The 11,748-nt window shown below is 71.4% G+C and carries 14 protein-coding genes; 13 read left to right on the forward strand and 1 reads right to left on the reverse strand.

Translation table 11 applies throughout. The features are described from left to right. Positions 1 to 117 precede the first annotated feature (117 nt). The 12 genes from B7W94_RS08280 (at position 118) to csrA (ending at position 9,346) form a co-directional block, all read left to right on the forward strand. Entirely contained in the window at positions 118 to 372 is a 255-nt protein-coding gene (locus tag B7W94_RS08280) for a flagellar FlbD family protein (RefSeq protein ID WP_085605861.1), read from the forward strand. Next, a complete protein-coding gene (locus B7W94_RS08285; RefSeq protein WP_025104360.1) occupies positions 372 to 1,187 on the forward strand; it encodes a motility protein A in 816 nt (271 codons plus the stop codon). The genes B7W94_RS08280 and B7W94_RS08285 overlap by 1 nt, the downstream gene beginning before the upstream one ends. Continuing rightward, complete coding sequence (locus B7W94_RS08290) at positions 1,184 to 1,993, forward strand: OmpA/MotB family protein (protein ID WP_085605863.1); 810 nt, start codon at positions 1,184 to 1,186, stop codon at positions 1,991 to 1,993. The genes B7W94_RS08285 and B7W94_RS08290 overlap by 4 nt, the downstream gene beginning before the upstream one ends. A 49-nt stretch (positions 1,994 to 2,042) precedes the next feature. After that, a complete protein-coding gene (locus B7W94_RS08295; protein WP_240183568.1) occupies positions 2,043 to 2,963 on the forward strand; it encodes a flagellar motor switch protein FliM in 921 nt (306 codons plus the stop codon). Beyond that, positions 2,960 to 3,619 carry a flagellar motor switch protein FliN gene (gene fliN, locus B7W94_RS08300; protein WP_025104363.1) on the forward strand — a complete coding sequence of 220 codons (660 nt, stop codon included), beginning with the start codon at positions 2,960 to 2,962 and terminating at the stop codon, positions 3,617 to 3,619. The genes B7W94_RS08295 and fliN overlap by 4 nt, the downstream gene beginning before the upstream one ends. A 71-nt stretch (positions 3,620 to 3,690) precedes the next feature. After that, positions 3,691 to 4,101: a flagellar biosynthetic protein FliO gene (locus B7W94_RS08305; RefSeq protein ID WP_240183569.1), complete on the forward strand. Its 411-nt coding sequence runs from the start codon at positions 3,691 to 3,693 to the stop codon at positions 4,099 to 4,101. Further along, positions 4,098 to 4,907 (forward strand): flagellar type III secretion system pore protein FliP, encoded by an 810-nt coding sequence (fliP, locus tag B7W94_RS08310; protein WP_025104365.1) that lies wholly within the window; start codon positions 4,098 to 4,100, stop codon positions 4,905 to 4,907. Before B7W94_RS08305 ends, fliP begins: the two co-directional genes overlap by 4 nt. Next, a complete protein-coding gene (fliQ, locus tag B7W94_RS08315; RefSeq protein ID WP_025104366.1) occupies positions 4,904 to 5,176 on the forward strand; it encodes a flagellar biosynthesis protein FliQ in 273 nt (90 codons plus the stop codon). The genes fliP and fliQ overlap by 4 nt, the downstream gene beginning before the upstream one ends. 4 nt (positions 5,177 to 5,180) lie before the next feature. After that, complete coding sequence (locus B7W94_RS08320) at positions 5,181 to 5,942, forward strand: flagellar biosynthetic protein FliR (RefSeq protein WP_025104367.1); 762 nt, start codon at positions 5,181 to 5,183, stop codon at positions 5,940 to 5,942. Next, complete coding sequence (locus B7W94_RS08325; RefSeq protein WP_085605864.1) at positions 5,939 to 7,030, forward strand: EscU/YscU/HrcU family type III secretion system export apparatus switch protein; 1,092 nt, start codon at positions 5,939 to 5,941, stop codon at positions 7,028 to 7,030. The genes B7W94_RS08320 and B7W94_RS08325 overlap by 4 nt, the downstream gene beginning before the upstream one ends. Then, complete coding sequence (locus tag B7W94_RS08330) at positions 7,027 to 9,090, forward strand: flagellar biosynthesis protein FlhA (RefSeq protein WP_025104369.1); 2,064 nt, start codon at positions 7,027 to 7,029, stop codon at positions 9,088 to 9,090. Before B7W94_RS08325 ends, B7W94_RS08330 begins: the two co-directional genes overlap by 4 nt. Before the next feature lie 4 nt (positions 9,091 to 9,094). Continuing rightward, the gene (gene csrA, locus B7W94_RS18470) at positions 9,095 to 9,346 is read left to right on the forward strand and encodes a carbon storage regulator CsrA (protein ID WP_085605866.1); all 252 of its coding nucleotides are present in this window, start codon (positions 9,095 to 9,097) and stop codon (positions 9,344 to 9,346) included. On the opposite strand, the gene B7W94_RS08340 is transcribed toward csrA, so the two are convergent. Then, positions 9,343 to 11,130, reverse strand: coding sequence for a 2-isopropylmalate synthase (locus B7W94_RS08340; protein WP_085605868.1), 1,788 nt, complete (start codon positions 11,128 to 11,130; stop codon positions 9,343 to 9,345). The two genes, csrA and B7W94_RS08340, sit on opposite strands and share 4 nt — an antisense overlap. A gap of 185 nt (positions 11,131 to 11,315) precedes the next feature. Between B7W94_RS08340 and B7W94_RS08345 the strand changes: the two genes are divergently transcribed. After that, positions 11,316 to 11,747, forward strand: coding sequence for a FadR/GntR family transcriptional regulator (locus B7W94_RS08345; protein WP_085605870.1), 432 nt, complete (start codon positions 11,316 to 11,318; stop codon positions 11,745 to 11,747). Position 11,748 lies beyond the last annotated feature (1 nt).

The following is an 11,748-nucleotide window of genomic DNA, read 5'->3' on the forward strand; positions in this document are numbered from 1 at the left end:
GGTCCGACCCCGCGCTAACGCGCCGCAGCACCCGGCCGACAGTCCTCTCCGACAGCCCAGGACGGGCCGTCGGTTCCCCGCTCTCGGGCGGGGCGAGCTTTTTCCAGGATGGAGCCCATGATCGTCCTCACGCGCCTGAACCGTTCCCGGTTCGCGGTGAACCCCGACCTGATCGAACGTGTCCAGGCCACGCCGGACACGACGATCATGATGGTCGACGGCGCGACCTTCGTCGTCACGGAGACGATGGACGACGTGATCGCCCGGATCACCCGCTTCCGCGCCGGGATCCTCGCGACCGCGGCCGCACTGGTCGCGGCTGGCGACGAGGTCGGCGCTCCCGCCGTATCCGTCATGGGAGGGGACGCCTGATGGATCCGTCTCTCATCCTCGGGCTCGTCCTCGCGTTCGGCGCCCTCATCGCCATGATCAACCTCGAGGGCGCGACGATCGGGTCGCTCCTCCTGCCCGCGCCGATGGTGCTCGTCTTCGGCGCCACGATCGCGGTCGGGCTCGCCAGCGGCACGCTGCGCGACGCCCTGCACGCCGTGAAGTCCCTCCCCCGCGCGTTCCGCGGGGAGCGCCGCACCGCGCAGAGCACCATCGACACGGTCGTCGGCTACGCGGAGAAGGCCCGCGCCGAAGGGCTCCTGGCGCTGGAGCAGGGACTCGACGAGGAGAAGGATCCGTTCCTGCGGCAGGCCCTGCAGAGCATCGCCGACGGGACCGACGCGGAAGACCTCCGCGTGCTGCTCGAGGACGAGCTGTCGTCCACGGCCGCCCGGAACCGCACCGCCTCCCGCTTCTACATGACCCTCGGCGGGTTCGCCCCCACGGTCGGCATCATCGGCACGGTCGTCTCCCTCACCCACGTGCTGGAGAAGCTCGACAAGCCGGACACCCTCGGACCCATGATCGCCGCCGCCTTCGTCGCCACGCTGTGGGGCCTGCTGTCGGCGAACTTCATCTGGCTCCCGATCGGCGGCCGCCTGCAGCGTCTGGGCGAGCTGGAGCTCGAGCGCATGACGGTGCTCATGGAGGGCATGCTCGCCGTCCAGGCCGGTGCCGCCCCCGCGCACGTCCGCGAGCGCCTGAGCGCGCTCGTCTCCGATCGTTCCCCCGGCCGCTCCCGCCGCCGCGAGCAGCCGGCGGAGGCGGCGGCCGAGCACGAGGACCTCTTCTCATGAGCGTGCGCACCCGACGCCGCGTCCAGGAGTCCGAGCACAGCGGGCCGGACGAGCGCTGGATGGCGTCGTACCTCGACATGGTGACGGTGCTGATGTGCATGTTCATCGTGCTCTTCGCCATGTCGACCGTCGACCAGGAGAAGTTCGAGGCCCTGAGCGCGTCCCTCGCGACCGGCTTCGGCCAGGAGCCCTCCGACGACATCGATGTGACCAGCGGCGTCGTCGTGCCGCCCGAGCTCGTGGACGACGAGGGCGAGGACTTCGCCGACACCGGGCTGGAGGCCGCGCAGCGCGAGTTCGACGAGCTCTCCGCCCTCCGCGAGCGCCTGCGCCAGGTGCTGGCGGACCGGGGGCTCGAAGCCGACGTCACCTTCACGATCGACGAGCGCGGTCTGACCATCGGACTCGTGAGCGCGGAGACCTTCTTCACCACCAACAGCACGGACCTCAGCCCGGCCGCGACGCAGGTGCTCGATGCGCTCGGGTCGGTCCTCGTCTCGGCCCCCAACGAGATCTCGGTGGAGGGGCACGCCGACGCCCGCGGCTCGGTCGCCCCCTTCCCGACCAACTGGGAGCTCTCCGCCGGGCGCTCCACGCAGGTGCTGCGCTACCTCGTGGAGGCCGCCGGCCTGCCCCCTGCCCACCTCAAGTCCGTCGGGTTCGGCGACACCCGCCCGGTCGCCGCCGGCAGCACGCCGGAGCAGCTCGCGGAGAACCGCCGGGTGGACATCGTCATCCTCTCCGATGCCAGCGAGGAGGTGCGAGCGCTGATCCCGACCGCGGGTGCCGCGCAGACCTCCCCCTGACCCGTCCCTAACGCACGCCGCTCACCGCCCGATAGTCGGGTTCGTGGTGATGGATGACGGCGTGCGCTCTCGGGCGCGCGCGGAGACGGCGATCGCCGACGTCGAGGTCTACGACTTCGGACGCGCGGCGACGCTGTCGCGCGAGCACGCCCGCACCCTGGAGCTCGCGTTCGAGACGTTCGCGCGGCAGTGGTCGGCCCAGCTCTCCGGCAAGATCCACGTGCGCGCCACCATCGCCGTCGAGCACGTCGGCATGCTCACATACGGCGAGTACGCGCAGTCGCTTCCCACCACGACGACCATGATCGTGTGCGCGCTGCCCGATTCGGACGAGCGCATGATCGTCCAGGTGCCGATCCCGACCGCGACCTCGTGGATCGTGCAGATGGTGGGAGGACGATCGACGTCCACCGCCGAGGACCGCACCTTCACCCCGATCGAGCAGGCGCTGATCCGATCGCTGATCGCCGACGCCATCGACCACCTCACCGGCAGTCTCGACGGCCTGCTGCCCGCAGGCGTGACCGTCGCCGGCATCCAGTACAGCTCCCAGTTCGCGCAGGTGGCCGCCGCCGGGGAGCCGGTGATCGTCGCCCGCCTGTCGATGCGCCACGGCGGCCGGACGGTGCCCGCCAGCATCATGCTCCCCGCGTCGGTCCTCGCCGGGTTCGCGGTACGCGCCTCCGACGCCGACCGCACCGAGACCCCGGGACTGGTCCGGCGGCAGGTGGAAGCCGCCCCGGTCGAGGTGGCGCTGCGGCTGGCTCCCCGCACCGTGCTCCCCCGCGAGGTGCTCGATCTCGCCGTCGGCGACCTGCTGCCCCTGCCGCACGCCGCCGACCGTCCCCTGCTCCTCACCGTGGGCGACCAGACGGTCGCGACCGCCGCCGTCGGCAGCGCGGGCGCCCGGCTCGCCTGCGTCGTGACCGCCACCGTCCCCGAAACCGCCCCCGCTCAGGAGTCCGCGTGATCAGCACCACCGCCTACGAGTCCGCCGTCGCCGCCGCGTTCGCGGCCCGGCTGCCCACCGCCGCACCGGTCACCGCGCGTGCCTCGCAGGTGTCCGGCGACACCGGTGACGCGGTGGTCGCGCAGTTCGTCGGCGAGGCGAGCGCCCAGCTCGCCGTGCAGCTCCTCGACGCCGACGTGCTCGTCGACGGCCTCGGGGACCGCCCGCTCACCGACCGGCTGCTGGACGCGCTCGAGGCCGCGGCGACCGCCCTCGGTCCGGGCCTGCTCGGCGAGGCCGCGGTCGGCGACGCCTCGGCCGTGTTCGCCGACCCGCAGACCCAGCTCTTCGACCTCGTGGACCACACCGAGCGGATCATCGGCCGCCTCGCCGTGCGGATCACCCACCGCCCCGCGCGCCCGACCGGGGCCGACGGCCGCCTGCACCGCATCGCGGGCGTCGAGATGGAGCTGACGGTAGAGATCGGCCGCACCCGCATGGCCGTCCGCGACGTGCTCGACCTCGAGCCCGGTCGCATCGTCGAGCTCGATCGCTCCGCTGGCGCCCCCGCCGACGTCAAGCTCAACGGCCGCACGATCGCGCACGGCGAGGTCGTCGTCGTCGACCAGGACTACGCGGTGCGGATCACCCGCATCCTCGAGAACGTCGAGGCCTGACCCTGGACGACCTCCTGCTCGCGCTGCGGGTCGGGCTGTCGCTCGCCGCCGTCCTCGGGCTGCTCTGGTTCCTGCAGCGCCGGGTCTCGAAGACCCAGGCGCGGCGCCGCGACGCCGAGGCGATCACGGTGCTCGGGCGGCAGGGCATCGGTCCGAAGGCGCAGCTCGTGGTCGTGCAGACCGACGACGCCCGCTACGTGCTCGGGGTCACCGAGCACGGTGTGAGCGTGGTCGACCGCCTTCCCCTGCGGCCGGAGCCCGCGGAGTCCGAGGTCGGGCACCCGCCGGCCACCCGCACGGCCGACGACGCCGAGTTCGACCGCATCCTCGCCGCCGCCGCACTCACGAGCGCGCCCCCGGCGGTCGCCCCGGCACCGGAGCTCCGTCGCCGCGTGCGGCACCGCAACGACCCGCTCCGCGGTTCCATCCTCTCCCCCGACACCTGGCGGCAGACCGCCGAGGCCCTCCGGCGCGCACGATGACCGCGACCCGTGCCGTCGATCGCGGTCGCGCCTCGCGGCTGGTCGTCCTCGTCGCGGTCGCGATCCTCCTCGCCGTCGTCCTCGTCGCCCTCTCCGGCACCGCCGCGCACGCGGAGGTCACCCCGGACGACGGCGAGGGCGTGACGATCGACATCAACGGCATCGACGGCGGCCCGTCCGGCTCGATCCTCACCCTCCTGGGGATCACGCTGCTGTCGGTGGCCCCCGCGCTGCTGCTGATGATGACGTCGTTCACGAAGATCTTCGTCGTCCTCGCCATGACCAGGAACGCGCTGTCCCTCCCGACGATCCCGCCGAACCAGGTGCTCGCGGGCCTGTCGCTGTTCCTCTCGCTGTTCATCATGTGGCCCGTGCTGACCGAGATCAACACGCTCGCGGTGCAGCCGTACATCGACGGGGCGCTCACGTTCACGCAGGCCGTGGACGTCGGGCAGGCCCCCCTGCGGGAGTGGATGCTGCACTACACGCGCGAGGAGGACCTCGCGCTGATGACCCGGATGGCCGGGCAGGACAATCCGGAGGACGCCGCGAGCGTGCCGATGTACACGCTCATCCCCGCGTTCATGATCTCGGAGCTGCGGGCCGCCTTCATCATCGGCTTCGTGATCTTCGTGCCGTTCCTCGTGATCGACCTCGTCGTGGCGGCGGCGCTTATGTCGATGGGCATGATGATGCTCCCGCCGGTCATGATCTCGCTGCCGTTCAAGATCCTGCTGTTCATCCTCGTCGACGGGTGGGGGCTCATCATCAAAGCGCTCCTGGAGAGCTACGGAGGTGTGGGATGAGTCCCGAAGCCGTCCTCGACATCGGTGCCCAGGGGCTGCTGATCGCCGCCAAGCTCGCCGCCCCGATGCTCATCACCGCGCTCGTGGTGGGCTTCGCGATCTCGCTGCTGCAGTCCATCACCCAGGTGCAGGAGGTGACGCTGTCGTTCGTGCCGAAGATCGTCGCGGTGGGCATCGCCCTGCTCATCGCGGGGAACTGGATGATCGCCGAGATCATCGCCTTCACGAACGAGATGTTCGCCCGCATCCCGTCGCTGCTGAGCGGATGAGCCCGTGTTCATCCCGATCGACTTCGCGTGGCTGGAGGCCACCCTGCTCGCCGCCGTGCGCATCACGGCGTTCATCATGATCGCCCCGCCGTTCTCGTACGGCGCGATCCCGGTGCGCGTGAAGGCGATGCTCTCGATCGGACTGTCGCTCGCGGTGGGGGCTGCCGTCGCGCCCGGGTACGAGAGCCTGGACACCGGGCCGTTCCTCGGTGCGCTCGTGATCCAGCTGCTCACCGGGGCCCTGCTCGGCTTCCTCGTGCTGCTGTGCTTCTCCGCGGTGCAGGCCGCGGGCAGCCTGATCGACGTGTTCGGCGGTTTCCAGCTCGCCCAGGCCTTCGATCCGGCGGCGATGGTCAACGGCGCGCAGTTCACCCGGCTCTTCCACCTCACCGCGCTCACGCTGCTCTTCGCCTCCGGCGGCTATCAGCTCATCCTCGCCGGGCTCGCCCGCAGCTTCGACGCGGTGCCGGTCGACGGCATCTTCCGCGTGGCGGGACCCGCCGAGCTGCTCGTCGACGGGGTGTCCCAGATGGTGCTGGCGGCCGTGCAGATCGCGGGTCCTCTCGTCCTGGTGCTCTTCCTCGCCGACGTCGGGCTCGGTCTCATCACGCGCGTGGCGCCGGCGCTCAACGCCTTCGCGATGGGCTTCCCCGTCAAGATCCTCCTCACGCTCCTGCTCGCGGGCGCCGTGTACGTCGCGTTCCCGGGAATCGTCGACGCCCTCGCCACCCAGGCGTTCCGCCTGATGCAGGGGGTGACACCGTGAGCGGCTCGGACAGCGGCGAACGCAGCGAGAAGGCCACCGAGAAGCACCTCAGGGAGGCCAGGCAGAAGGGCCGGATCGCCCGCAGTCAGGACCTCACGGCGTGGCTCGGCATCGGCGCCGCCGCCGTCATGATGCCCGCCGCCATCGCCGCGGGGACCGCCGCCGGCACCGAGCAGCTGGTGACCCTCGCCGGGCTCATGCAGGCGCCTTCTCCGGAGGCCGCGCTCGCCGCCCTCGGACGGGCCCTCGCCTCGGTGCTGCCCACGCTGGGCGCGCTGCTGGCCGCGGTCGCGATCGTGACGCTGTTCGGCGCGGTGGTGCAGGGCGGCGTGCACCTGCGGAAGCTGTCCGGGCGCTACGAGCAGTTCAACCTCGTCTCCGGCGTGCGGCGGGTGTTCGGCCTGCAGGCGCTGTGGGAGGGGGCGAAGGCGCTCCTGAAGACGGCCGCCATCGCCCTCGCCCTGTGGGTCGTCATCTCCGGGGTCATGCCCGTGCTCACGGCGAGCGGCGCGCACTCCGTGTCGCGGCTGCTCGGCACCGCGGCGGACGGCACCGCGGCCCTGCTGCAGACCGCCATCGCCGTGGGTCTGGTGCTCGCCGCGATCGACCTGTTCGTCGTGATGCGCCGCAACCGCAAGCACACGCGCATGACCAAGCGCGAGGTGCGCGACGAGAACAAGAACTCCGAGGGCGACCCGCTCATCCGGCAGCAGCGCCGGTCGCGTCAGCTCGCGGTGAGCCGCAACCGCATGATCGCCGCGGTCGCCGGCTCCGACGTCGTGGTCGTCAACCCCACGCACATCGCCATCGCGCTCGAATACAACCCCGGCACGTCCGCCCCGCGGGTCGTCGCGAAGGGCAGCGGCGTCATCGCCGAGCGGATCCGCGAGAAGGCGCTCGAGTCCGGCGTCCCCCTCGTCCGCGACATCAGCCTCGCTCGCGCTCTGCACGCCGCGTGCGAGCTGGGCCAGGAGATCCCCGAAGACCTCTACAACGCCGTGGCACGGGTCCTCGTGTTCGTCGACGCGCTGCGGCGCCGAGGCGCCGCCCGCGGCATCCACTCGCTCCCCTACCGGAGGACCGTATGAAGAAGCTCCTCACCACGCTCGGGGTGCCGATCGGCGTCGTCGGCATCATCATGCTGCTCGTCGTCCCGGTGCCGCCGTTCCTGCTCGACGTGCTGATCATCCTCAACATCATGTTCGCGCTGGTGATCCTGCTGACGTCGATGTTCGTGAAGAAGCCGCTCGACTTCTCGGTGTTCCCCTCGCTGCTGCTCGTGGCGACGCTGTTCCGGCTCGGGCTCAACGTCGCCTCCACCCGCCTCGTCCTCGGCGAGGCGTACGCGGGACAGGTGATCGAGGCGTTCGGGGCGATCGCGGTGGGCGGCTCGCTCATCATCGGCGCCGTCGTGTTCCTCATCCTCGTCGTGATCCAGTTCGTCGTGGTGACCAAAGGTGCAGAGCGCGTGGCCGAGGTCGGCGCCCGGTTCACGCTCGACGCGATGCCGGGCAAGCAGATGGCCATCGACGCCGACCTCAACGCCGGCCTCATCAGCGACACCGAAGCCCGCGAGCGCCGGGCGGAGGTCGCCGCCGAGTCCGACTTCTACGGCGCGATGGACGGCGCCTCGAAGTTCGTCAAGGGCGACGCGATCGCCGGGCTCGTGATCATCATCATCAACCTCGTCGGCGGCATCGCGATCGGCCTCGTCCAGCACGGCATGTCGATCGACCAGGCGGTGAGCACCTACAGCCTGCTCACGATCGGCGACGGCCTCGTCACCCAGATCCCCGCGCTGCTCATGGCGGTCTCGACCGGCATGATCGTCACCCGCTCGACCGCCGAGGCCGAGATGGGATCGGCCGCATCGACGCAGCTCGGCCAGTCGCGCAACGCCCTCATCATCGCGGGCTCCGCGGCCATCGTCATGGCGCTCATCCCGCACATGCCGATGCTCCCCTTCCTGGTGATCGGCGCCCTGCTGCTGCTCATCGCCCAGCGCATCACCGCGACCCGCAAGCGGGAGGAGGCGGAGGCGGCGCAGGCACCCGCTCCCGCGCCGGTGGACCAGCCGGAGGAGCTCATCGAGCGCATGCGGGTGCACCCCCTCGAGATCCTCCTCGCCCCGGACATCGTGGATCTGGTGACCGGCGGCCCCGACGACCTCCTCGCGAGGGTCAAGGCGCTGCGGCGGCGCATCGCGCTCGACCTCGGTCTGGTCACCCCGCCCGTGCGCACCAGGGACAGCATCGAGCTTCCCCAGGCGACCTACGTCATCCGCATCGCGGGCGTCGAGACCGGGCGGGGCACCGCGCCGACCGGGTCGGTGCTGGCGCTCGGACAGGGCCTGGACAGCCTGCCGGGGACCGCCGCCCTCGACCCCGTGTTCGGTCTCGAGGGCAAGTGGATCCCGATGGAGATGCGCCACAGCGCCGAGTTCGCCGGAGCCACGGTGATCGACCGGGCGAGCGTCATCATCACCCACCTGTCGAGCGTGATCCAGACGCACGCCGCCCGCCTGCTCAGCCGCGAGGACGTGCGTCAGCTCACCGACGCCCTGAAGCAGGTCTCTCCCTCGGCGGTCGAGGAGCTCACCCCCGCGCTGCTGTCGCTCGCGGAGGTCCAGCGGGTGCTGCAGGGGCTGCTCGCCGAACGGGTGCCGATCAACGACCTCAGCCGCATCTACGAGGCGCTCGCGCTCCGTGCGAAGACCTCCACCGACCCGGAGGGACTGATCGAGGCCGCCCGTGCCGCCCTGGGACCGGCCATCGCCTCCCGCTTCGCGGAGGACGGCACCCTCCGAGTCGTCATGATCGCCCCGCTGCTGGAACAGGCGATGCTGGAGAGTCTCCGTCCCGGCGACGAGGGCTCGCAGATCGTCTTCGACCCGCCGCGGATGGAAGCGGTGATCGCGTCGGTGAAGCAGGCCGTGGCGACGCCGACGGACGGCGGCGAACCGGTGCTCGTCTGCGCCCCCTCGCTGCGTCCCGCCGTGCGGCGGCTGGTGTCGGCGCAGACCGACGGCCTCCCCGTCCTCTCCTACAGCGAGGCGACCGCCGCTCCCCTCACGATCGAGACGATCGGCGTGGTCCGCGACTCCTCCACCGCGTCGCTCGGGGCCGCCCCCGCCGCACCAGTAGGCTGAACGAATGCTGGTGTTGACGAGGCGGATCGGTGAGAGCGTGCGCATCGACGGCGAGATCGAGGTCACGCTGCTCGACATCAAGGGCGACAGCGTGCGCATCGGCGTCAAGGCCCCGCGGGAGACCCGGATCCAGCGCACCGAGATCATCGAGGCCGTCGTCGCCGAGAACGTCTCCGCCGCCGCCGACACCGACGCGAGCGCCGCGGATGCGATCTCCGCGGCACTCGTGCGGGGGCGCGAGAAGCAGACCCCCTAGTCCCCGCGGGCCGGCGTCGTCGCGGCGCGGCGCGCCGCCGCGTTCCGCACGGCGTGCAGGGTCGCCGCCAGCACGGAGCGGTCGCGGCCGGCCGCCCATCCCGAACGCGCGCCGTCGCGGTACTCGATCAGAGTGAGCGCGTCGCTGTCCGGGCCCGTTCCGATGCTCGTCTGGTGCAGACTCAGGATCTCGACGGGCAGACCGATTGCCGCGAGCGCCGTGCCCAGCGCCTCCACCGGACCGACGCCGTCGTGGCGGGTCCGCGTCTCGACGCCGTCGGCATGGAGCGTGATCGTCGTGCACCCTCCCGCGACGTCGGCATCCGCCCGCAGCTTCAGCGGTCCCGTGTCCGCGCTCGCGAGGTAGGCGGCGTGGAAGATGTCCCACACCTCCGCGGCCGTGACCTCGCGTCCCGTCTGCTCGGTGCGCCGCTGGACGTGACGAGCGAGGTCGATCTGCAGGCGCCGCGGCAGCTCGATCCCATAGGCGTCTTCCAGCAGGTACGCGATGCCGCCCTTCCCGGACTGCGAGTTGACGCGGATCACGGCGTCGTAGCTGCGGCCGATGTCCGCCGGGTCGATGGGCAGATACGGCACGCGCCATTCGATCTCGTCCTCGGGGCGGCCCTCCTCCGCGGCACGGGCGCGATGCTCCGCGAACCCTTTCCGGATGGCGTCCTGATGGGTGCCCGAGAAGGCGGTGTGCACGAGGTCGCCGGCATACGGGTGCCGCGCGTGGATGTCGATGCCGTTGCAGTGCGCGACGGTCCGGCGGATCTCGTCGATGTCGGAGAAGTCGATCATCGGATCGACCCCCTGCGCGTGGAGGTTGAGGGCGAGGGTCACGAGGTCGACGTTGCCGGTGCGCTCCCCGTTGCCGAAGAGGCACCCCTCGACCCGCTGCGCACCGGCGAGGACGGCGAGTTCCGCGCAGGCGACGCCGGTACCGCGGTCGTTGTGCGGATGCACGGAGAGGATGACCCCGTCGCGACGCCCGAGGTTGCGGTGCATGTACTCGATCTGGTCCGCGTAGACGTTCGGGGTCGCGACCTCGACGGTCGCCGGCAGGTTCAGGATCACGGGACGCTCGGGGGTCGCGTCCCACAGGGTCGTCATCGCCCCGCACACGTCGAGGACGAAGTCCGGCTCGGTGAGGGTGAACACCTCGGGGGAGAACTCGAAGCGGACGTTGTCGAGCTCCCCCGCGAGGCGGAGCACGTCCTGGCCGCCGGCGAGGATCAGCGCCCTCAGCCCCTCCCTGTCCTGGCCGAGGACGACATCGCGCCACGTCGGCGCCGTGGCGGTGTACATGTGGATGACGACGGGGTTCCGGATGCCGCGCACGGACTCGACGGTCCGCTCGATCAGGTCACGCCGCGCAGGCGTGAACACCACGATCGTCACGTCGGCAGGAGCGAGGTCGGTCTCGGCGAGGAGCCGGACGAAGTCGTAGTCCGTCCGGGAGGCCGAGGGGTATCCGACCTCGATCTCCTTGTAGCCCATCGCGACCATGAGCTCGAAGAAGCGCCGCTTGCGGGCCGGGTCCATGGGCTCGGCCAGCGCCTGGTTCCCGTCCCGGAGATCCACAGGGACCCACAGGGGGGCCTGGGTCAGTCGCGCGCTCGGCCAGGTCCGCGTCTGCAGCGGCACGGCGACACGGGAGTACACGTCTCGATAGCGATGCGAGGGCATCTGCGAGGGCCGCTGCCTGTTCCAGTGCGGAGCGTCGTCGGGGAGGGCGCCGGACGGGGTGGCGAGGGTCGGGAAGGCGCGGGATGGGGTCATGATCGGGTTCCTGTTCGGATCGCGAGGAAGGCGACCGGCGCGTCCTGCTCCCCACGACGGGGAGCCGGTCTGACTAGACCCCGTCGTGGCGACGAAGGAGGAGGAACCGGGATGTGCGCATAGGGAGAACCTAGCACAACTCCTCAGACAAGCAGAGCAGTCGAGTCACCTGCGAGAATGGACCCATGACGACCGTGCGCCGCGAATCCCTCGCCGAACAGGCCGCCGAACTGCTCCTCGCCCGGATCGGAGCCGGCGAATGGGAGGTCGGCGGGAAGCTGCCCGCCGAGACGACGCTCGCTCCGCAGCTCGGCGTGGGTCGCTCGACGGCCCGCGAGGCGATCCGCATCCTGGCCGGGCGCGGTGTGCTCGCCACCCGCCAGGGCGCGGGCGTCTTCGTCACGGCCGTCGAGCCCGCCCCGACCTGGGATGCCGTCCTCGACCGCGCCGACATCATCGCGGTCCTCGAGGCCCGCACCGCGATCGAAGTCGAGGCCGCGGCGCTCGCTGCGGAGCGCCGGACCGCGGCCGACCTGGACGAGCTGAGGCGCAAGCTCGCCGAAAGCGACCGTCGACGAACGGACATCCGCGCGCCCGTCYCGGCGGACATGGCCTGAC

Source organism: Microbacterium sp. LEMMJ01 (genome assembly GCF_002114135.1).
Taxonomy (GTDB): Bacteria; Actinomycetota; Actinomycetes; order Actinomycetales; family Microbacteriaceae; genus Microbacterium.